Annotated in this window: 14 protein-coding genes and 1 pseudogene; 10 read left to right on the top strand and 5 right to left on the bottom strand. The window is 64.4% G+C overall.

What is annotated here, in order from left to right:
• Nucleotides 1–68: 68 nt before the first annotated feature.
• The 3 genes from vgrG to tssB form a co-directional block, all read right to left on the bottom strand.
• On the bottom strand, nt 69–2,540 hold the full coding sequence (gene vgrG, locus HWX22_RS09585; RefSeq protein ID WP_175915502.1) for a type VI secretion system Vgr family protein: 2,472 nt from the start codon (nt 2,538–2,540) through the stop codon (nt 69–71).
• Nucleotides 2,541–2,626: 86 nt separating this feature from the next.
• Nucleotides 2,627–4,159 (bottom strand): type VI secretion system contractile sheath large subunit, encoded by a 1,533-nt coding sequence (tssC, locus tag HWX22_RS09580; RefSeq protein ID WP_059690135.1) that lies wholly within the window; start codon nt 4,157–4,159, stop codon nt 2,627–2,629.
• A 73-nt stretch (nt 4,160–4,232) separates the two neighbouring features.
• A complete protein-coding gene (tssB, locus tag HWX22_RS09575; RefSeq protein WP_059700463.1) occupies nt 4,233–4,745 on the bottom strand; it encodes a type VI secretion system contractile sheath small subunit in 513 nt (170 codons plus the stop codon).
• 574 nt (nt 4,746–5,319) lie between these two features.
• Between tssB and tssK the strand changes: the two genes are divergently transcribed.
• From tssK to tssE, 6 genes are all read left to right on the top strand, one after another.
• Nucleotides 5,320–6,672, top strand: a complete 1,353-nt coding sequence (gene tssK, locus HWX22_RS09570; RefSeq protein ID WP_175909931.1) for a type VI secretion system baseplate subunit TssK — start codon at nt 5,320–5,322, stop codon at nt 6,670–6,672.
• Nucleotides 6,669–7,409, top strand: a complete 741-nt coding sequence (locus HWX22_RS09565; RefSeq protein ID WP_175915501.1) for a DotU family type IV/VI secretion system protein — start codon at nt 6,669–6,671, stop codon at nt 7,407–7,409. Before tssK ends, HWX22_RS09565 begins: the two co-directional genes overlap by 4 nt.
• The gene (locus tag HWX22_RS09560; protein WP_244135203.1) at nt 7,406–9,133 is read left to right on the top strand and encodes an OmpA family protein; all 1,728 of its coding nucleotides are present in this window, start codon (nt 7,406–7,408) and stop codon (nt 9,131–9,133) included. The genes HWX22_RS09565 and HWX22_RS09560 overlap by 4 nt, the downstream gene beginning before the upstream one ends.
• Before the next feature lie 95 nt (nt 9,134–9,228).
• Nucleotides 9,229–9,714 (top strand): Hcp family type VI secretion system effector, encoded by a 486-nt coding sequence (locus HWX22_RS09555; RefSeq protein WP_059690140.1) that lies wholly within the window; start codon nt 9,229–9,231, stop codon nt 9,712–9,714.
• A 134-nt stretch (nt 9,715–9,848) separates the two neighbouring features.
• On the top strand, nt 9,849–12,557 hold the full coding sequence (gene tssH, locus HWX22_RS09550; RefSeq protein ID WP_175915499.1) for a type VI secretion system ATPase TssH: 2,709 nt from the start codon (nt 9,849–9,851) through the stop codon (nt 12,555–12,557).
• A gap of 13 nt (nt 12,558–12,570) precedes the next feature.
• The gene (tssE, locus tag HWX22_RS09545) at nt 12,571–13,005 is read left to right on the top strand and encodes a type VI secretion system baseplate subunit TssE (RefSeq protein WP_059700474.1); all 435 of its coding nucleotides are present in this window, start codon (nt 12,571–12,573) and stop codon (nt 13,003–13,005) included.
• A gap of 48 nt (nt 13,006–13,053) precedes the next feature.
• On the opposite strand, the pseudogene HWX22_RS31960 reads toward tssE, so the two are convergent.
• A pseudogene (locus tag HWX22_RS31960) lies at nt 13,054–13,167 on the bottom strand (ABC transporter substrate-binding protein); the annotation flags it as partial.
• A gap of 124 nt (nt 13,168–13,291) precedes the next feature.
• Between HWX22_RS31960 and HWX22_RS09540 the strand changes: the two are divergent.
• From HWX22_RS09540 to HWX22_RS09530, 3 genes are all read left to right on the top strand, one after another.
• A complete protein-coding gene (locus HWX22_RS09540) occupies nt 13,292–14,209 on the top strand; it encodes an alpha/beta hydrolase (protein ID WP_175915498.1) in 918 nt (305 codons plus the stop codon).
• On the top strand, nt 14,206–14,637 hold the full coding sequence (locus tag HWX22_RS09535; protein WP_175915497.1) for a MarR family transcriptional regulator: 432 nt from the start codon (nt 14,206–14,208) through the stop codon (nt 14,635–14,637). Before HWX22_RS09540 ends, HWX22_RS09535 begins: the two co-directional genes overlap by 4 nt.
• A 461-nt stretch (nt 14,638–15,098) precedes the next feature.
• On the top strand, nt 15,099–16,559 hold the full coding sequence (locus tag HWX22_RS09530; RefSeq protein WP_059819130.1) for a sialidase family protein: 1,461 nt from the start codon (nt 15,099–15,101) through the stop codon (nt 16,557–16,559).
• A gap of 64 nt (nt 16,560–16,623) precedes the next feature.
• Here the strand turns inward: HWX22_RS09530 and adhP are convergent, their stop codons facing one another.
• Entirely contained in the window at nt 16,624–17,652 is a 1,029-nt protein-coding gene (gene adhP, locus HWX22_RS09525) for an alcohol dehydrogenase AdhP (protein WP_175915496.1), read from the bottom strand.
• Between the two features lie 463 nt (nt 17,653–18,115).
• On the opposite strand from adhP, the gene HWX22_RS09520 reads away from it, so the two are divergent.
• Complete coding sequence (locus HWX22_RS09520) at nt 18,116–20,143, top strand: TonB-dependent receptor (protein WP_175915495.1); 2,028 nt, start codon at nt 18,116–18,118, stop codon at nt 20,141–20,143.
• The last annotated feature ends 406 nt before the right edge of the window (nt 20,144–20,549 follow it).

The raw sequence follows: 20,549 nt of genomic DNA, 5'->3' as shown, positions 1-20,549 counted from the left end.
CTAATCTATTCTGCGACAGAAAGGTCGGGAACGAATAGCATTGTGGTCGGGCTATTTGATCTCCACTCTTATTCGGCGTCGATACGGAGGCGCACGCCATCCGCAAATATGCTCTTCTGGAGCCCCGTTTTCCCGTTCGCGTCAGTGATACCTCTGAGCACGCTCCCGTCCTCACGAATAATCGAGAACTTGTGATGGGCGACAGGCTTGCCGTCAAAGGGCCACTGGAGAGCGAACTCCTCATCGAAGTTCGCGTGCTTCCACGTGTTCATGGATTCGCCCAACGACGACGGTCCTTGGCGGCTGAATGCCGCGGACTTGATAGTCCGATTACCCTGAGTGCCGTCCTCGATACCGTTGGACGAGATCCGGACGTAGGAACCGCCACATTTGAGTATCAGCTCGCTTTTCGCTTCGATCGTGACCCGCCCGTTGGCACTGGTCATCCGCATGTCCTTCTCGGACATCAAGTGCATCTCGTCACTCTGCGCCTGGATCTCGACCCTGCCACGAGCTGCAAAAAGTTTCAGCCCGAGTTTCTGTGCAAATAGCGATACGAGTTCGCCCGCGGCAACCGTGAACCGCTTCATGACGCCGATATCAGCGTTTCCGCCGGCGGTGGCAATCAGATTGTCGTTCGCAGTAAGTTGAAGATCGGTTCCGGATGCCAGTCCCATCCCGTCCGGCGCACTGACAAGCACGCCCGATTTTTTCAGTTCCTTGAGCGTTCCGTCGAGCAACGCGCGTTGACGGTCGTAATCCGCCGCGACAGCTTGCGCTGCACTGGCCGCCTCACTGAGAGACCGCATCTGCTGCAGTGCCAGATCGAGCAACCCCTGGGCGCCCTGCATCGCAAGTTGTTGACCCGAGGCACTCGATTGAGCTTCAGCGGTGACAAGCACCCCTTTTGCGCCCCGAACCGAGACGTGCTCATCCGTCCGGAGCTCAGCCCCCTTGCCTCGCTCCTTGCGCTCCCCATCGACCATATGCCCGAGATTGAGCTCACTGGTCTGAAACGGCGTCGTCAGATGAATATGCTCGACACCCTCCTTGTCCTCCATCCGCAACTCGTTCTGCGCGGCCGTGCGGATCAGGTTCCGAGTGTGATTCAGGTTGTTGACGAGATCCGGATGCAGGCTGTCGTGCATCGCGCCGATAATCACGGGCCGATCCGGATGGCCGTCCGTAAAGACGATCGCCACCTCCGCCCCGTCGATCAGCGGGAAATGATGCCCATAGTTGTCGCCGCTATACGGCTTTGCGAACCGCACCGGCCGGCTCGTGCCACCCGGACTCCACTCATCGAGATCGAACGGCAGCTTGATCACGTACCAGCCCTGCTCGGTCAGGTACGCGTACTTGTAGTCGCCCGGTGACGTAATGCGGGCCGGCAGGATGCCGTCGATAGCCGGTCGCTCGATCGAGGTCATCGGCGTACGCCAGACCCGGTCCGACGCAATTCCCTCGAAGCTCACCCAAAATGATTCACTGCGCCCGCCGCGCGATTCGACCGACGTGATGAAGATCCCGTGCTTCGCATCGGCCTGAACCGGGTCGACGCGCATCACCTCGCCCGCTTCGAGCCAGAACGGATTGCCCGCGCCGTTGAAGGTAATCTGCGCGGCTAGATACTCCTCGTGGCGCCGACGAGCGATCTGCTGACCTTCCTCCGGCGTCTCGTAATGCTCGCCCCAGCGGTAGTCGACACCGTTCGTCGACTTGTCCGCGCGCGCGGCGTTTTCCTCGACGAGCAGCGACACACCGGCCTGCCGGTGGTTGTAATCGTGCAGCCGCACGGCTTCAGGCACGCGCCGGGTCCGCTTCTCGAGCGTCTTGATCGCGTCCCGGCCGGCGCTCTCCAGCCCCGAGTCGCGCCGATACGACACGGTACGTTGCTTGCGCGCGTACGCATCGAGATCGTCGCCGAACACCAGCACCGCGTGATCCTTCTTCTGCTCCCAGCGAAACCAGATTCCCTCTTCCGCGCACAGGCGCCGGATAAAGGCGAACGTGGTCTCGTGATACTGGGTGATGTATTCGTGCCGCTTGTACTTCCCGCGTAGCTGGAACTGGAAGTCGACGCCGGCCCGGTAGCCGTAATGGCGCAGCGTATCGGTGACGATCTCCTCGACCGACTGCTTCTGGAACAGCCGGCTCGTCACGCCCCGATTCAGATCGGCGAGCGTGGGCTCGAGCCGGACCCGATAGTGCGTCTCGTCCGCCGAGGTGCCGAGCTCATCGAACTCCGTGATAACGCCGTGGATCGTGTATGCCGGCGGCATCTTGCTGAATTGCGCCGCCCGCTCGCCGAACATCCTGCGCAAGTAGTCCATGTTCGGATCGACCGGGGCGATGATGAATTTCGCCGGGCGACCGACCATCTGATCCATCGGAATACCGGCCATCGGGCTCGTGAACTCGATGTCGTAGCGATACAGCTCGCTCACGGCATCCCGCCCCGCGAACTTGAGGACGGACGTTGGCGCCGGATGTGGCGCCAGCTTCAATTCATAAGCCTGGGTAGGCAGGATCATCGACATGCAGGAATTCTCATGAACGCGCGAGAGGGACGGACAACAACGCCGGGGCCATGACGGCCCCGGCGGCTCATGCGACAAACGTCAAATCAGCTCTTGGCCTTCGGCATCTGCGACACCAGCGACAGCCCGATGTCCATGCCCTCCACCTGGAAGTGCGGGATGATGAAGAGCTTGATGCGGAAGAAGCCCGGGTTATCCTCGATGTCCTCGACGGTCACCTTCGCGTCGCGCAGCGGGTGCGAGGCCTGCAGTTCGTCGCCCGGATCCTTCATCTCGGTCACGAGACCCTTGATCCAGCTGTTCAGCTCGAGCTCAAGCAGACGCCGATCCTTGGTCGTGCCGATGTTCTCGCGCTGGATCAGCTTCAGATAGTGGGCAATCCGCGACAGCAGGAAGATGTACGGCAGGCGTGCGTTGATGCGGCTGTTGGCCGTCGCTTCCTTGGTCTCGTACAGCGCGGGCTTTTGCGTCGAACTGGCCGAGAAGAAGCACGCGAAGTCGTGGTTCTTGTAGAACGACAGCGGAATGAAGCCCAGATTCGCGAACTCGAACTCACGCGTCTCCGGAATCAGCACTTCCGTCGGGATCTTCGGCTGCACGCCGGTGCCGAGGTCGTACAGGTGGACCGGCAGATCCTCGACCTTGCCGCCAGCCTGCGGGCCGCGGATCTGCACGCACCAGCCGTTGTTCACGAAGCTGCGCACCATGTTGGCCGCGAACGCGAAGGAGGCGTTGACCCACAGGTACTTGTCGTGGTCCGGGCCCTTCACGGCTTCGTCGTAGTTGAACGCGCGCACCGGCGTCGTGTCCTTGCCGTACGGCAGGCGCCCCAGCACGCGCGGCATCGTCAGGCCGACATAGCGTGCGTCATCGGTGTCGCGGAAGCTCTTCCACTTGATGTACTCGGCGCGATCGAAGTAATTGCCGATGTCCTGAATGGCCGCCACTTCCTCCATCGACTGCTTGCCGAAAAACGCTGCGCCGACCGAGCCGATAAACGGCATGTGCGCGGCGGCCGCCACCTTCGAGATGTTGCGCAGGAGCGCCACGTCCATCGGCGAGTTCTCGAACTCGAAGTCGCTGATCATCGCGCTGATCGGCTGGCCGCCCGGCGTGTCGTATTCCTCGATGTAGGTCAGGCGATACAGGCCGCTCTGGATCAGTTCCGGCGTGTCCTCGAAATCGCGTTGCAGTGCATCCTTCGATACGTCCAGCACTTCGATACGCGCATTCTTGCGGAAGTCCGTGCGTGACACGAGCATCTTGAGACCGCGCCAACGGCCCTCGAGCGCCTGGAATTCCGGCGTATGCATCACGGCGTCGAGCTGGCGGCTGATCTGCCGGTCGAGCTGACCGATATGGAAATCGAGTAACGACTTGTCGAGACGGTCGACCGGCTTGCTTTCCTTCGCGATCAGGTTGAGCAGCGCGTCCATGCCGCGCGCGACGCGTTCGTCGGCCGATGCCTCCGACAGCGTGTCGTTATCGCGGAACGCTTCGAGCGGACGCGCCTCGGCGACCGTCTTCAGGTTGATCTTGTTGCACAGCGCGGCGTAGACGCTGTCGTTTTCGAGCACAACGGTCTCGGCTGCCCCCTGACGGGATTCGTTCTGTTTCATTGCTTGTCCTGTCTGCGTATGTAAAGCGATCTGGTTGCGGAATGCGGTAAAGGCTCGCTTGGGCCGGCCGCGTTCAGGCATGGCCTTCCGGTTGCGTCGCGGCCGTCGCGATCTGCGACAGCTCGCCGCGCAGCTTGTCAGACAGGCGCTTGTCCTTCAGGATCTTCTCGAACTCGCGGCGGAACGTGCCGTTGTCGAGCAGGTTGCTCTTCAAATCGCGCATCAGATTGCGCATCGCCAACATCGCCTGCAGTTCCGGGATCTGGCGCGCAACCTGTTCCGGCTCGAAGTCCTTCATCGAGCGGAACGACAGATTGACCGGCAATTCCGAGCCATCGCCGGCCAGGGTGTTCTCCGCGGCGATCTTGAGATCGGGCGCATAGTCCGCCAGGACCGCATCGAAGTTGTTCTTGTCGATGTTGACCTTCTTGCGCTCGGCCAGCGGCGCCTGCTCGCGGCCCGCGCTGAAGTCGCCCGCCACGAGCAGCTTCAGCGGCAGCTCGATCTTCTTCTGGGCGCCGCCCGTATGCAGATCCAAGGTAATTGAAACGCGACTTTTCGGAATTTCTCTCTGGAAGCTATCCATTTGCAATCCTTAGTTGTTAATGGTCGAGCACGGCGCAGACGCACACCGCATCCGGCACGATGTCGACGTGGTCGCTACCTTGCGCACGTGTGCCAAGCACCTGATGCACGGTGTGTCCCGATCGATTATTCATCGTGTGGTCTCCGTTCGTACGGCGAAATCGAACGGGACTTATACATGGTAAACACGGCACACGTCAAAGCTTGTTGCGTATTAGCCTCTAAATAAAAGCCCAATCAAATGTCAAATTTCATGTCTATTTTTATGGATTTAACGTTTATCAACACCAATTCAGACAGTTCCCGATGCAATCACATCTGCTGTCAATTATCTCGGTATTTCATATCGCACCATATGCCCGCCATACAACGGCCACACCAGAATCTCAAAATAACCACAACTCCGTAATCTCAATAATAAAAATCCAAAAAAATGTGCCTTCGTGGTTTTTACGATCTCACGATCCGCCACGATTCCAATTAGTAAACCAAACTACTTGGCTATTGCACTGCTCGATCAGGATCATGTATAGGCTTACGCACTTGAACCGATAACGAACAAACAGACCATACTCATGCGGATCGATAAACCGCTGTTCCACGAGGGGCTCATCCTGACGCAGCAGCACTTCCAGCAGCAGGCGCGCTGGGCCGAATTTGCACTCCATCAATTCGCGACGGCTGCGCTCGCGCAACCGTGGGGCACACTAGGCGTCGAGGTCGACGAGGAAGCGCTGGCCACTGGCCGCATCAAGCTCACGCGACTCAAGCTTCGGTTTACGGACGGCACGCCGATCGATACGACCCTCGCCGATCCACTGCCTTCCGCGCGCGATCTGACTCAAGGCGTCCCCGCCGATCTGCAGAGCGTTGTCGTGCTCGCCGCGCTCGCACTGCCGAATGCGAACGGCAACAACTGCCGCTTCGACGAGGCCACGCTCGCGCGCCCACGCCGCTCGTACCGGGAGTTCGTCAAGGTCACGGACCTGAACGGGACGGGAGAAACGGAGATCGCGGCCGAGCGCCACGCTGTGCGCCTGCTGTTCGACTTCGAGTCACATGCGGACGACACGGTTTGCGCGATCGCACGGCTTACGCGAGGAACAAATGGCCAGTTCCAGATCGATCAGCGGTTCGTGCCGCCGTGCCTGACGCTCGGCAGTCATCCACTGCACCTTGAGCGCATCAATCGCCTGGCGGACATCCTGCATGCCAAGAGCCTCGCGCTCGGCGTGCGCCGCAGCGAGCGCATCGATCAGGTCGCCGAATACGGTGTCGCCGATGTGCAGCTCTTCTGGCTGCTTCACTGCATCCATGCCGCCTGGCCGCAACTGAGGTTGTTCGCCACCCACCCCGGCCGATCGCCGGAGCACCTGTACGCCACGCTCGCGCAACTGGCCAGCGCGCTGATGACCTTCTCGACTTCGTCTGATCTCACGGACATTCCGGCGTACGACCACGCGCGTGCCGACAAAGTGTTCACGAAGCTCGAAGCGATGATTCGCGACCTGCTCGACGCGATCATTCCGTCGCGCGTCGTGTCGATCGGCCTCACCCGCCAGAGCCCGACGACGTGGACCGGGCAGTTCCTCGACGAGCGGATCGTCGAAGGCGCTGCCGACTGGTACCTGTCGGTCAATGCGCCGACACCCGCCTTCACGCTCGTCGAGCAGTTCCCGCGGCTCTGCAAGATTGGCGCGCCGGACGAAGTCGAACACATCGTCAATTCCGCGCTCCTCGGCATTCCGCTCAAGGCCGTACAGCGTGTACCGGCCGCGATTCCGGTGCGGCTCGACAACCAGTATTTCGCGCTCGATTCGAATGATCCGGCGCATGCGCGCATGCTCGCCGCGCGCGCCTGTCAGATCTACCTGCCGGCGTCCGTGCCCGACGCCTCGCTCGAACTCTACGCGGTGCTTCGCTCATGAACGCCCTGACTTCTAGCCGTAGTGAAGCGGCCCTCCCGCAGGAAGCGCCTGGCGCCGGCCGCGTGCCGGGCAGCGGTATCCGGGACCTGCTGAGCAATACGGCGCTGCTCGTCACGACATTGGCGCCGGGCGGCCGGACGCGCGATGCGGACGAATTGCGCGAACACTGCGGACAGCTCATCAACCAATTCTCGACCGCGCTGCAGCAGCGCGGTTATCCGGACGACGTACGCAATGAGGCGCTGATCGCGCAATGCGGCTTGCTCGACGAGGTGGCGCTGCGGCATCTGCCGCTCGATGTAAGGTCCGAATGGGCCGGGAAGCCGTTGCAGGTCGAGCGCTTCGACCTGCACGATGCCGGCGAGCGCGTGTTCGACCGGCTCGAGGAGCGCATGCGAGAAACACCGCCGCAGACCGATCTGCTCGAGTGTTATTCGGCCATCCTCGGGTGCGGTTTTGTCGGCCGCTACGCCCGTGACGCGCTCGAGGGGGAAGCAAAGCGCGCGGCGCTGATCGATTCATTGGATGCCCGGTTGAACAAGCTCCGCCCATCGTCGGACCGGCCGTTCATCACCGATCGCGCCGGCCTGCGCCTGTCCGACTGGTTCTACCGGCTGTCCCCGTGGGCGATCGCGGGTTTCGCTTGCGTAGCCGTGGCGATCGTCTGGGGCGCATGGGCCACGGGGCTCGACATGCAGGTTGCGCAACTCGTATCCGCAAAGGTCGCCCGGCCGTGAAATCCGACCTGCCTGTCCTGTCCGCGACATCGGCGCCGGCACCCGACCATCCTCACGAGGGGCTCGGCTACCCGTTCCGAGTGATGACCGTGTTCGCGACCGCGTCGGCGCTTGCGTTGATCTGGCTTGTGCTGCCGCTCGAGCGCGGCATGGTCTGGACGCTCACGGCGATCATCGGGCTCGTTGCCGTCGCGCTCATCGGGTGGCGCAGCCACCAGTTATTCCGCGTGCGTGAGCAAAGCGCACACATACTGGCGGCGCTCGGTGAGGCGACCGCGGAGATCCCCGTCAAACTTCGCACGCGCATGCCGTTGGTGCTCGTGACGGGCGACGGCTTGTCGGCGCTGTTCAACCAAGCTGGAGAGGCACGACATGCGCACGTCGGCGACGGCGGGATCTGGCTGCGCGTCGATCGCGTGCAGGATCTGCCACGGCTGGCCGTGGCGGTCAGGCAGTGGCGCGATGGACGCGCGCCGGACGGCGTCGTGCTGACGGTCGCGCCCGCCCTGCACACGGGAACGGACATGCTGACACAACAGCTGCGTGCCGTACGGCAGGCGTTCGCCGATGCGGCGCGCATGCTCGGCGTGAGATTGCCCGGGTATGTTGCGATCTACCAGCGGCTTACGACCGGCCCCGCCAGTCCCGCGATACCGCAGTGGTACGGGGTGTCTTCCGCTACCCACCTGGTGGACGCGGGCCGTTTCGAACCGGTGATCCGTGCCGCCGAGAACGAGATGCAACACGCGGCCGGAGAACAGACCACGGCGGTTCGCACCGCGGCCCTCGCATCGATCATCGGATGGACGCAGCGGGTCGTGATCGGCGCACTGACGGATCGTCATCATCCGGCGACGCCCTCGACACTGTTCGGCGCCGGCTGGATCGACTGCGGCCCCGAGAGCGGAACGGGGAACCCTTGGGAACGTGACGTCGAGATGCAGATTCGGGTGATGCGGGCCGATGCCAGCGCCTCGCCACTGCCGTGGCCGCTGCCGCAACCGTTGATCGAGGCGATGCCTCACCGGCATTGGATATCGCCACGCATGGCGGCCATCGCTCATGCGCTCGCGTTGCTGGCGTGTGCGGCCGCTGTCGCCTTCTGGGGCGCCTCAAAAAATAATGAGGCGTTGCTGACGCGTATCAGCACCGATCTCGATCGGTATTCGATGACCCCGGCCGCGCACGATGCCGCGAAGCGCGACGCATTGAAGGTCCTCATCGCCGATCGCGACCGGCTCGACTTGTATGCGCGCACGGGTGTTCCGCTGCGCCTGTCGTTCGGCATGTACCGGGGCATGCACGTGATGCCGGCGCTGAACGACGCGATCGCCTCCTACGAACCGCCCCCCGCCCCGCCGCCGCCCGCCGTCGTCACGCTGGACAGCATGTCGCTGTTCGACAGCGGCAAGTCCCGACTGAAGTCAGGCACCACGCGCGCGATGGTCGGCGCGCTCGACATGATCAAGGCGCATCCCGACAAACGGATTCTCGTCGCGGGCTACACCGACAACGTCGGCAATTCGGATAGCAACCTCAAACTTTCGACGGCGCGCGCGCAAGCCGTGCGCGACTGGCTGATTGACGCGTCTGGTATTCCGGCCACGCAGTTCGCCATCCAGGGCTACGGCGTAACGCGACCGATAGCGGACAACGACACGCCCGACGGGCGCGCGCGAAACCGACGCGTCGAGATCACGCTGATCCCGGACGTCGGCAAATAGAAACAGTTTTACCCCCGGAGCAAACCACTTCGGGATTCTGAGGCTCGGGGGCTGACTCCGAGTATTGGTAGCAGTACGAAAAAATGGAGTGAAAGATGGCAATTCCGGCATATATGTGGCTCAAGGACGACGGTGGCGCCGACATCAAGGGCTCGGTGACGGTTCAGGGCCGCGAAGGCAGCGTCGAGCTCGTCGAATTCGGTCACGGCGTGCACATCCCGACCGATGGCAACACGGGCAAGCTGACTGGGACGCGCGTTCACAAACCGATCACGCTGACCAAGGAAACCGACGCGTCGACGCCGTACCTGTACAAGGCGGTAACAAGCGGCCAGACGCTGAAGTCGGTTGAGATCAAGTGGTACAAGATCGACGACGCGGGCAAGGAAAAGGAGTACTTCAACACCAAGCTCGACAACGTGAAGGTCGTCGCCGTGAATCCGGTGATGCACGACATCAAGAACCCGGACTACGAGAAGCACAACCACCTCGAGAACGTCGAGTTGCGCTACGAGACGATCACCTGGTCGTACAAGGACGGCAACATCATCCACAAGGATACGTGGAGCGAGCGTTCCTGATCCTGACCGATTGGTCGGAACCGACTGGCTCCCTGGCGGTTCCTTTGCCGGCCTGACCGATTCAGGCTGGCCTTTTTACATCCGCGGGTGGCGCGCCCAACGGCTGCCGCCGCCCCAATCCCGACCGCCCTGTCATGACTCTGCGAGACACCACTCACTTGCTCCGCCAGCTCAATCCGCACTGCGCGAAAACACTCGAGGCGGCCGCGAGCCTATGCCAGGGTCGGCTTTCGGACGAAATCACCGTCGAACACTGGCTGCTGAAGCTGATCGAGGCAGGCGACGGCGACATTTCGGCGGTCCTGCGACACTACGGGATCGACATTGATGCCGTCTGGAATGCGCTGATCGCCGCGATCGAGCACCTGCCCCGCAACCTGCGCGGCAAGCCGGCGCTTTCGCCACAACTGGCAACGATGCTGCAGGATGCGTGGCTTCGCGCATCGCCCGAGGGTGACGATGCGTCGATCCGGTCAGGTAACCTGTTGCAAGCGATCGTCGACGCGCCGCACGTGTTGCGCGCGCAGAATGCATGGCCGCTGCTGTCGATCAGCAGCGCACAGATTGAGCGGCTCCTGCCGCGTCTCGCGCACCGCTCCTGCGAAAGCAGGCTCGACGAACACGAAGCCGATGCCGGCGAGCCGGTCACGGCGATGTCCAACGATGCGCGTGCGGGCGTGCCCACGGCTACCGAAACCCAAGCGCCCCGACGGACGACCGAGGGCGACGCACTCGCCCGCTTCGCGATCGACCTGACCGACAAGGCCCACAACGGTCAGATCGATCCGGTGTTCGGTCGCGATCGCGAGATCCAGCAGATGGTCGACGTGCTCGCGCGGCGGCGCAAGAACAATCCGATCCTCGTCGGCGAGCCCGGCGTCGGCAAGACCGCGCTCGTCGAAGGCCTCGCGCTGCGCGTCGCAGAGGGGAGCGTGCCGAACGTGATTCGAAATGTACGCATCCTCACGCTGGACCTGGGTTTGCTGCAGGCCGGCGCCGGCGTGAAGGGCGAATTCGAGCAGCGCCTGAAGAACGTGATCGACGAAGTGCAGGCGTCGCCCGTGCCGATCCTGCTGTTCATCGACGAAGCGCACACGCTGATCGGCGCGGGCAATGCCGCCGGCGGCGCCGACGCAGCGAACCTGCTCAAGCCCGCACTCGCGCGCGGCGAGCTGCGCACGATCGCGGCCACTACGTGGTCCGAGTACAAGGAATACTTCGAGCGCGACGCCGCGCTCGAGCGCCGTTTCCAGATGATCAAGGTCGATGAGCCCGACGACGACACAGCGTGCCTGATGCTACGAGGGCTCAAGAGCCGATACGCGACATACCATAATGTGCACATCAGGGATGAGGCGCTCGTCGCCGCGGTCAAGCTCTCGCGCCGCTACATTCCCGCGCGGCAGTTGCCGGACAAGGCGGTTGACCTGATCGATACGGCCGCCGCCCGCGTACGCATGGGTCTGGAATCCCCGCCGGCGGAGCTGCAGCGCGCCCGGGCCGCGGTCTCCGCGCTGGAACTGGAAGTCGACATGCTCGAAGCCGATCAGCAAGCCGGTATCGACGGTGCGGACGCACGCCGTGCCGCGCTTGACGCAGCGCTCGCAAACGCGAAGGCAACGCTGGCTGATTTGCACGCGCGCTATGAGCAGGAATGCAAGCTCGTTCAGGCGCTGCACGAACAACGCGACCTCGATCCATCCAAGCGCGACGACGCGTCGCTGGCGCACGCACGCCACGCGCTCGCCAGCGTGCAGGGCAAGGCGCCGTTGATCTTCGTCGACGTCGACGCCCAGGCGATCGCGCGCGTGGTCGCCGAGTGGACCGGCGTGCCGGTCGGCAATCTGGTCGAGGATGAACTGCGGAGCCTCCTCGCGCTCGAAGCTCAGCTCGCCAGGCGCGTGGTCGCACAGGACGACGCGTTGGCTGCACTGGCCGAAAGCCTGCGTACCGCGAAAGCGGGACTCAAGAACGAGCATGCGCCGCTCGGCGTCTTCCTGCTCACGGGGCCATCGGGCGTCGGCAAGACCGAAACGGCGTTGGCTCTGGCCGACCTGCTGTTCGGTGGGCAAGGTGCGCTTACGACGATCAACATGTCGGAGTACCAGGAATCGCACACGGTGTCGCAGTTGAAGGGCTCTCCGCCCGGCTATGTCGGCTATGGTCGCGGCGGGATACTGACCGAGGCCGTGCGGCAACGCCCGTACAGCGTCGTGCTGCTCGACGAAGTCGAAAAGGCGCATCGCGACGTGCTCGACCTGTTCTATCAGGTGTTCGACCGCGGCATGATGCGCGACGGCGAAGGGCGCGAGATCGATTTCCGCAATTGCGTGATCCTGATGACGTCCAACCTCGGTAGCGTCCAGATCGACGAGGCGACTGCCGACGATGCCGAAACATCGCAAGCCGACCTGATCCAGGCCATTCATCCGCAACTCGTGTCGCACTTCCAGCCGGCTCTGCTCGCGCGCTTCCAGACACTGGTTTACCGGCCGCTCGACGTGACCGCACTCGCTTCGATCGTACGTCTGAAGCTCGCCAAGGTCGCCGACCGCTTGCGCAGGCAGCATGAGGTCGAGCTCACGTGCGACGACCCGCTGATCGGCGCAATGGCCGAGCTGTGCCTTGCTCGCGAATCCGGCGCGCGCAATGTCGATGCATTCCTCAATCAGCGCATTCTGCCCGCCGTGTCCCGTGAGTTGCTTGCGCGCATGGCTGCCGGCAACACGCCGGCCCGGATCTTGCTCGCGAGTTCGGCCGATGGCAACGTGACGATCGACTTCGTCGATCGCGACAACAACACTGTCGTCGGCCATCCGGCGCCCGCGGCGATGATCGCATAACAGGAGCGACACCGTGCCGGCAGGCCCATCCCTTTATGACATGCTGCTCGGGCAGATCGGTGGCGAACCGCTCGATGCGTACGACGACCGAACGCTGGAATGCTTGAGCGTGCAGCAAAACGTGCGGCGCATCCTGAACACGCGCGCCGGCGCGCTCAAGCATCTGCCTGACTACGGTCTGCCGGACCTGACGAACATCTACAAGGCGCTGCCTGCGTCCGCGCACATGCTCAAGGAGCAAATGGAAGCGACGCTGCTGAAATTCGAGCCACGCATCCGTTCGATCGACGTCGAGATCCTCGAGAACGACGACCCCGGCGTGCTCGTGAGTTTCGAAATGACGTGCCATCTGAAGAAGGCCGGACTCGTTCGGTTCGGCACGTACTTCGAGCCGCCCGGGCGGATGCGGTTGGAGCGAATGCAACAGGCGAAATCCGGCAGATATTGACCGTTCCACAAATCGCGACATCACCAAAGTGTGGCCTGCTTCCAGTAAGGAGCGGCCGACGACGCCGACATCAATCGCGTTGCCGTTCAGGCTTTCGGCGACGGGCGTGGCCGCCTGGAAGTGCTTCCACTCAATCGTGTACGGCAGAGCCTTCAGCACGCCGGGAACACCGTCCACCGGGCTTCACGGCAAGTCGTTCGAATGATTCCTCGATAGATATTTCGTGCACGAAATAAATCCTGGTCTATATTTCGCATACGAAATACCTACCCAAACGAGGACGGCCATGACGTCGGAACCTGTCGAGTTTTGCGCCGCCGACGGCTATACGCTGCGCGGCACGCTGTGGTCGCCGGACGCGTCGCCGCGCGCGCTGGTGTTGATCCATCCGGCCACCGCCGTGCCGGAGCGGCTGTACGCGGGATTCGCGCGCTTCCTGACCGAACGCGGCTTCGCGGCGCTGACTTACAACTATCGCGGCATCGGCGCGTCGCGGCCCGCGCGGCTCAGCGCGCTGCAGGCCAGCATGCGCGACTGGGTCGAGCTCGACGTGGGTGCCGCGATCGCGTGGGCGCGCGATGCGTACGCGGGGTTGCCGCTGCTGGCGGTCGGGCACAGCGTCGGCGGCCACGCGATCGGGCTGTCGGCCGGCACCGCGCATCTGCGCGCGGCCGTGCTCGTCGCCGCGCACGCGGGCAGCACGCGGCTGATTTCCCGCGCGGCCGAACGGCTGAAGGTGCGGCTGATCCTGCGCGTGCTCGGCCCGCTCGCGTCCGCACTGCTCGGCTACGTGCCCGGCAAGCGGCTCGGGCTCGGTGAGGACCTCCCCGCCGGCGTGTTCCGCGAGTGGAGCCGCTGGACCACGTTGCCGCGCTACTTCTTCGACGATCCGACGCTCGGGGCAGCCGAGCGCTTCTCGAAGCAGCAGTTGCCGATTCTCGCGCTCGGCTTCGACGACGATCCGTGGGCAAACCCGCCCGCGATCGACCTGCTGGTAAGCTACCTGACCCGGGCGGCCGTCGAACGCCGCCAGATCGATCCGAACGCCGCGGGCAGCGGGCCGGTCGGACACATGGGCTTCTTCCGCAGCCGGCCAGGCACCGTGCTGTGGCCAGCAGTCGCCGACTGGCTCGCGCAGGCGCTCGACGCGCCGCGCGCCGCGGGTCGACCGTCCCTTTCCATTGCAGCCGGGAACCGAGCTTGAGCGAAGACCGACGACTGTTTTTCCTGTTGAACATCGGCCAGCGGCGCGTGCAGCGCTGGGTCGACCGCAAGGCCGAGACCGATGCGCGCGCCAGCGCCGCGCAGGCCGGCGTGCTGTTCTGCCTCGCGAGGCAGGACGGCGCGCTGATCGGCGAAGTCGGCGCGGCGCTGCAACTGGCGCCGTCCGCGATGACGGGGCTCGCCGACCGGATGGCGAAGGCCGGCCTGCTCGCGCGGCACGCCGATTCGGACGACGGGCGGGCAACGCGACTGTTCCTGACCGACGAAGGACACGCGGCGCTCAAGCGTGCGCGCGTGGCGCTGCGCGAGCTGAACAGCAAGCTGTGCGACGGGTTTTCCGACGAGGAACTCGACGTCGTCGCGCGCTGGCTGCACGCGTTGCAGGACCGCTTTCCGGCCGATCGCTGAACCGCGCCGGCGGTGCGCTGCATCGGCAAGATGCCCCGTAATCGATAGCGATTCCGATTCGCGCTTTCGATTCGGTTTCCGAACTTTCCGGCGGCAAATTTTGCGTTCTGGATCCGCCGCTTCGGCAACGCTTTCCGGCTACGTCCTGTTACAAAAAATTGCCTGCCGCGCCGCATATCGATCGCCTACATTGCTATCCACTTCGACGCATTCGTCGTATGCACGGACTGGCCTTCCCGTCGCGTCTGCATCCCGGGACGCACCCGACAAGCAATGAAAACGAACAGGTGTCTTGACCGACGTGCTGGCGGCATCCAGCACACGCGGATTGCGATGACTGAAGCGGCTTCCTGAACGACACGATCCGACGCGTGGCACGGCATCCCTTGCCGCCGCGTACCGGCGCGCGACGTGCCGCTGTTCCTTGACATCGCCGCCGCACGTGAACGAGGAGCAGTCCCATGCGACGCACGATGGTGTCCCACTCGCTTGTCACCCGCCTCACCCGCCTGTCCGCCGCGACGGCAATGGCGATGGCCGCCGCCGCGGCCGCGCATGCCGACCCCGTGGTCGTGTCCGGCCCGAGCCCGTTCGCCGCCTGCACCATCGGCGGCCCCGGCACGAACTACGTGAACGCCGAGGTCGAACCATGGCTCTCGGTCAATCCGGCGAACCCGACCAACATGATCGGCGTGTGGCAGCAGGATCGCTGGTCGAACGGCGGCGCCCACGGGCTCGTCGCCGGCTATACGTTTGACGGCGGCGCGACCTGGGCGCGCACGCCGCAACCGTTCAGCGCCTGCGCGCCGGGCGGGCTCAAGTACGAGCGCGCGTCGGATCCGTGGGTGTCGTTCGGGCCCGACGGCACCGCGTATTCGGTATCGATCTCGTTCAACCAGTCGAACAACGGCAATGCGGTCGCGGCCTCGGTGTCGACCGACGGCGGACAGACGTGGAGCAGCCCGGCCGTGCTGATCGCGAACGACGAACCGACGACGCAGTTCTTCAACGACAAGGAATCGGTGACGGCGAACCCGGTGAAGGCCGGCACGGCCTACGCGGTGTGGGACCGCCTCGAGCTGCCGAACGGCAACCCGTACGCGAACCTGCACACACAGGCATATCGCGGGCCGACGTTCTTCTCGAAGACGGTCGACGGCGGCAAGACGTGGAGCAGAGCGAAGGTCATCGTCAATGTGCCGTCGCGTCAGCAGACGATCGGCAACCAGATCGTCGTCGACCCGAAGACCGGTACGCTCTACGACTTCTTCGACCTGATCCAGCCGCCGTTCAGCAAGGCGGCCGGCAAGGTCGCGTTCATCAAGTCGACCGACGACGGCGCGACCTGGACGAAGCCGCAGGTGATCGCCGGGCTGCAGACGGTCGGCGTGACCGATCCGAACACCGGCGAACCGGTACGCACCGGCGACATCATTCCGGAACCCGCGATCGATCCGGCATCGGGGCAGCTGTACGTCGTCTGGCAGGACAGCCGCTTCAACGGCGGCAACTATGACGAGATCGCGCTGTCGACGTCGAAGGACGGCGGCGCGAGCTGGAGCGCGCCGCTGCAAGTGAACACGCCGACCGGGCGTGCCGCGTTCAATCCGTCGGTGCGCGTCGACAATGCCGGCTCGGTGATGGTCACCCACTACGACTTCCGCGACCTGCAGGCCGGCAATACAACGACGCTGCCGACCGGGTTCTGGCGCAAGATCTCGCATGACGGCGGCACCACGTTCGCTGACGAGCGGCGCGTCGGCGGCCCGTTCGACATGAAGCTCGCGCCGAACGCGGAAGGTTTCTTCATCGGCGATTACCAGGGGCTCGACGTGCTGCCGTCGTCGTCGTTCCACCCGTTCTTCGTCCAGACCAACGCGGGCAACCTGACGAACCGCACCGACGTGTTCTTCGCGCCGTGATGCGCGCATGAGCGCAGCGCTGCCGCGACGCCCCTCGCGTCGCGGCAGCGTGCCCGCATGCACGTCAATGCATGTCGGTCAGCACGATGCGGCCGTCGACCTTCCCTTCGCGCAGCCGCGCGAATATGTCGTTGATGTTGCCGAGCCGGTCGCGATGGATGTGCGCGCGCACCAGTCCGTCCGCCGCGAAGTCGAGCGATTCCTGCAGATCGCGACGCGTGCCGACGATCGAGCCGCGCACCGTGATGCCGTTCAGCACGGTCGAGAAGATCGGCAATGGGAAATCGCCGGGCGGCAAGCCGTTGAGCGCGACCGTGCCGCCGCGCCGCACCATCCCGAGCGCCTGCGCGAACGCGCTGCGCGACACGGCCGTGACCAGCACGCCATGCGCCCCGCCGATCTCCTTCTGGATGACCTTCGCCGGATCGTCGGTCGACGCGTCGATCGTCAGTTGTGCGCCGAGCTGGCGCGCAAGTTCGAGCTTGGCCGGAGACACGTCGATCGCCGCGACGTGCAGGCCCATCGCGCGCGCGTATTGCACGGCCACGTGGCCGAGACCGCCGATACCGGAAATCGCGAGCCACTGGCCCGGACGCGTATCGGTGACGCGGATGCCCTTGTAGACCGTCACGCCCGCGCACAGGATCGGCGCGATCTCGTCGAACGCGACCTGCGCCGGCAGATGGCCGACGTAGTCGGGATCGGCCAGCACATATTCCGCATAGCTGCCGTTGACCGAATAGCCGGTGTTCTGCTGCCCGTGGCAAAGGGTTTCCCAGCCGGTGTGGCAGTACTCGCAGTGACCGCATGCCGTGTAGAGCCAGGGCACGCCGACGCGGTCGCCCTCGCGCACGTGCGTGACGCCCGCGCCGACCGCCGCGACGACGCCCACGCCTTCGTGTCCGGGAATGAACGGCAGCGTCGGCTTCACGGGCCAGTCGCCGTCGGCTGCGTGCAGGTCCGTATGGCAGACGCCCGACGCCTTGATGTTGACGAGGATCTGGCCTGCGCCCGGCGTCGGGATCGGCACTTCCTCGATGCGCAACGGTTCGCCGAACGCGTGCACCACGGCCGCTTTCATGGTTTGAGTCATGCGTCGCTCCTGTCTGGTCGATGACCGCGCCAGTATCCGGGCTCGAAACCGCAACGCATTGATACGCATCAACGGGGCAGAAATCGTGCGCGCCCGCGGCGGATTCATCGCGAGACATGGTTCCTCGCGTCACCGGCCCCGCTGCCGGTTTGACGTACCGCCTCTGTTTTCTCAGCCATTTCGGCAGGTTGTCGGAAACCCCGTGGCCCACCGTCATTCCGCTTGGAATTCGAAATGATATAACATATCATTTCGCGAGCTCGTCCACCTGCAGCCGTTCCATCCGGGTGGCCGGGTTACGCCGAGTCATATCCAAACGGGTCACTTCGCGCCGCAGACGCAACAATATATCGTATCCAGCCGTGACCCACATGACTCGTTTCCCGATCCGATTCCAACCGATTCACCGACCATGCGCGACCTCCCTCGTCTACCGCTTCGCCCGCTCCCGCCCGTTTCGCTGATGCTGTTCGCCGCCGTCGCGCACGCGCAAGCCGATACGCCCGCCTCGTCAACGCCGACGCACACCACGCCGCTCGCGCCGATCTTCGTGACCGCGAACCCGCTCGGCGACACCGAGCTGATCTCGCCGACCGTGCAACTGTCCGGCGACGCGCTGACGCGCCGCCAGGCCGATTCGCTCGGCGAAACGCTCGATGGCCTGCCCGGCGTGTCGACCACCACCTACGGGCCGATGGTCGGCCGCCCGATCATTCGCGGGATGGACGGCGACCGGATCCGGTTGCTGCAGAACGGCGTCGCCGCCTACGACGCGTCGTCGCTGTCGTACGACCACGCGGTGCCGCAGGATCCACTATCGATCGAACGCGTCGAGATCGTGCGCGGGCCGGCCGCGCTGCTGTATGGCGGCAACGCGGTCGGCGGTGTCGTCAACACGATCGACAACCGGATTCCGCGCGAGGCGATCGAAGGCGTAACGGGCGCGCTCGACGCGCGCTACGGCGGGGCCAATTCGATGCGCGCGGGCGCCGCGCAGGTCGAAGGCGGCAACGGCCGCTTCGCGTTCCATGTCGACGCATTCGACCGGGAAACGAGCAAGCTGCGCATTCCCGGCTACGCGCGCAGCAGCCAGCAACGGGCGATCGACGGCCCCGACACGCCGCAACCGTACGGCAACGTGCCGAACAGCGACGGCCGCGTGCATGGCGGCGCGCTCGGCGCGTCGTACACGTGGGCCGATGGCTTCGCGGGCCTGTCGTACAGCGGCTACGAGTCGAACTACGGCTCCGTCGCCGAGGACGACGTGCGCTTGCGAATGCGCCAGGAACGCCTCGCGCTCGCGTCCGAGGTGCGCAACCTGAGCGGTCCGTTCACGAAGCTGAAGTTCGACTTCGCGTACACCGACTATCGCCACAAGGAAGTCGACAACGGCGCGACGGCCACCACTTTCCGCAACCGAGGCTACGAGGCGCGCATCGAGGCGCGGCATCGCAAGATCGGCCCGTTCGAAGGCGCGATCGGCGTGCAGTTCGGCCAGAACACGTTCTCGGCGCTCGGCGACGAGTTGCTCGTGCCGTCCACGCGCACGAACAGCGTCGCGCTGTTCGGCCTCGAGGAATGGCAGGTCGCCCCCGCGCTGAAGCTGAGCCTCGGCGGGCGCTTCGAGCACGTGAAGGTCGATCCCGATCCGGCCGGCGTCGAGAAATTCGCGCTCGCGCAGTCGCGCGACTTCAATGCCGGCAGCGTATCGGCCGGCGCGCTGTTCTCGCTGACGCCCGTGTGGTCGGTCGCGGCGAACGTCGCGTACACGGAACGCGCGCCGACCTTCTACGAGCTGTACTCGAACGGCCCGCACGACGCGACCGGCCAGTTCCTGATCGGCAACCCGAACGCGTCGAAGGAAAAGGCCGTGTCGACCGACCTGTCGCTGCGCTATGCAAGCGGCCCGAACCGCGGCAGCGTCGGCGTGTTCTACAACCGCTTCTCGAACTACCTGACCGAGTACAACACGGGCCGCATCGTGAACGGCGACGGCGAACCGGTCGCACCCGGCGCCGGCGATACGCTCGACGAAGCAATCTATCGCGGCGTGCGCGCCGAATTCTACGGCGTCGAACTCGACGGCAAGTGGCGCGCGTTCTCGCGGCGCGGTCACACGGTCGATCTTGAACTGACCGCCGACTACACGCATGCACGCAACGTCGACACCGGCCAGCCGCTGCCGCGCATCGCGCCGCTGCGCGCGACGCTCGCGGCCGATTATGGCTACGGCCCGTTCGGTGCGCGCGCGCAGGTCACGCACGCGTGGTCGCAGCACCGCGTGCCCGACAACGACTTTCCGACCGACGGTTACACGTCGCTCGGCGTGATGTTCACGTACAAGTTCCGTGTCGGCGCGACGCACTGGCTCGCGTACCTGCGCGGCGACAACCTGACGAACCAGGAGATCCGCTATGCGACCTCGGTCGTGCGCGGCTTCGCGCCGCAAGGCGGCCGCAGCGTGATGGCCGGCCTGCGCACGACGTTCTGATCGCCGGACGGCCCGCGGCGACGGCCGCGGGCCGGATCGAACGGGCATGCATTCGTAGACCAGTTTTACGGGGCCGAATCGGGCGTTCCCCAACGTCCGACCGTAAATGCGCGATTCACCCGTAAATCGACGAACATGCCAATCGGACGATTTGAGAAACCGACCGGAACTTATTAACTTTCGCCAAAAGGCGATATTTATATCCGCGTATGAACGCGACGATCATCGATGATTCCCGAGCCTTTCTCCGGATCGGGAACGCCCGACCGGCGGGGATTCCAGCGAAAAAGAATAAATATCAGGGTTTTCGATGGGTAAAGAAATATCCGGCATTCCCGTTAATGACGGCACGGGCCTGCACGCGGTCGAACAATAAATTCCCATCACCAACCACTCGCACGGGGGC

The sequence above is a fragment of the Burkholderia sp. BCC1638 genome, from assembly GCF_902833195.1.
Lineage (GTDB): Bacteria > Pseudomonadota > Gammaproteobacteria > Burkholderiales > Burkholderiaceae > Burkholderia > Burkholderia diffusa.
The sequence above is the reverse complement of the archived record's forward strand: the minus strand, read 5'-3'. Positions and strand labels throughout refer to the sequence as shown.

Excerpts from the sequence above, each read along its gene's own strand:
- vgrG (WP_175915502.1), bottom strand. The coding sequence starts at position 2,540 with ATGTCGATGATCCTGCCTACCCAGGCTTATGAATTGAAGCTGGCGCCA.
- tssC (WP_059690135.1), bottom strand. The coding sequence starts at position 4,159 with ATGAAACAGAACGAATCCCGTCAGGGGGCAGCCGAGACCGTTGTGCTC.
- tssB (WP_059700463.1), bottom strand. The coding sequence starts at position 4,745 with ATGGATAGCTTCCAGAGAGAAATTCCGAAAAGTCGCGTTTCAATTACC.
- tssK (WP_175909931.1), top strand. The coding sequence starts at position 5,320 with ATGCGGATCGATAAACCGCTGTTCCACGAGGGGCTCATCCTGACGCAG.
- HWX22_RS09565 (WP_175915501.1), top strand. The coding sequence starts at position 6,669 with ATGAACGCCCTGACTTCTAGCCGTAGTGAAGCGGCCCTCCCGCAGGAA.
- HWX22_RS09555 (WP_059690140.1), top strand. The coding sequence starts at position 9,229 with ATGGCAATTCCGGCATATATGTGGCTCAAGGACGACGGTGGCGCCGAC.
- tssH (WP_175915499.1), top strand. The coding sequence starts at position 9,849 with ATGACTCTGCGAGACACCACTCACTTGCTCCGCCAGCTCAATCCGCAC.
- HWX22_RS09540 (WP_175915498.1), top strand. The coding sequence starts at position 13,292 with ATGACGTCGGAACCTGTCGAGTTTTGCGCCGCCGACGGCTATACGCTG.
- HWX22_RS09530 (WP_059819130.1), top strand. The coding sequence starts at position 15,099 with ATGCGACGCACGATGGTGTCCCACTCGCTTGTCACCCGCCTCACCCGC.
- adhP (WP_175915496.1), bottom strand. The coding sequence starts at position 17,652 with ATGACTCAAACCATGAAAGCGGCCGTGGTGCACGCGTTCGGCGAACCG.
- HWX22_RS09520 (WP_175915495.1), top strand. The coding sequence starts at position 18,116 with ATGCTGTTCGCCGCCGTCGCGCACGCGCAAGCCGATACGCCCGCCTCG.